The sequence below is a fragment of the Limosilactobacillus pulli genome, assembly GCF_947381555.1.
GTDB lineage: Bacteria > Bacillota > Bacilli > Lactobacillales > Lactobacillaceae > Limosilactobacillus > Limosilactobacillus pulli.
On the sequence record NZ_CANCWQ010000084.1, the window covers coordinates 1 to 460 of the forward strand.

General features: G+C 54.6%; 5 tRNA genes. All 5 read right to left on the reverse strand.

Going from position 1 to position 460, the window contains the following annotated elements:
* A tRNA-Met gene (locus QOS03_RS09265) sits at window positions 1–59 on the reverse strand.
* Window positions 60–76: 17 nt separating this feature from the next.
* A tRNA-Ser gene (locus QOS03_RS09270) sits at window positions 77–164 on the reverse strand.
* 38 nt (window positions 165–202) lie between these two features.
* Window positions 203–276, reverse strand: a tRNA-Ile gene (locus tag QOS03_RS09275).
* 15 nt (window positions 277–291) lie between these two features.
* Window positions 292–365: transfer RNA gene (locus tag QOS03_RS09280), tRNA-Met, on the reverse strand.
* Window positions 366–385: 20 nt separating this feature from the next.
* Window positions 386–459: transfer RNA gene (locus QOS03_RS09285), tRNA-Pro, on the reverse strand.
* Window position 460 lies beyond the last annotated feature (1 nt).

The following is a 460-nucleotide window of genomic DNA, read 5'->3' on the forward strand; positions in this document are numbered from 1 at the left end:
GGCTGGATTTGAACCAACGACCTCCGGGTTATGAGCCCGACGAGCTACCAGGCTGCTCTACCCCGCGATAATTAAAAGGAGGATAAGAGATTCGAACTCTTGCGCCGCTTTCACGACCTAGCGGTTTTCAAGACCGCCCCCTTCAGCCACTTGGGTAATCCTCCATAAATGAAAAGCTGTCGAGTGTTATGAGGCCCGCCAATGGACCTTGTAGGACTCGAACCTACGACCGGGCGGTTATGAGCCGCTTGCTCTAACCAACTGAGCTAAAGGTCCCTAACAGCCAGTCAATCGCGGCGGGGGGGATCGAACCCTCGACCTCCCGGGTATGAACCGGACGCTCTAGCCAGCTGAGCTACACCGCGAAAACAATTTTCATTGTTAATCGGGAAAACAGGATTCGAACCTGCGACCCCCTGGTCCCAAACCAGGTGCTCTACCAAGCTGAGCTATTTCCCGA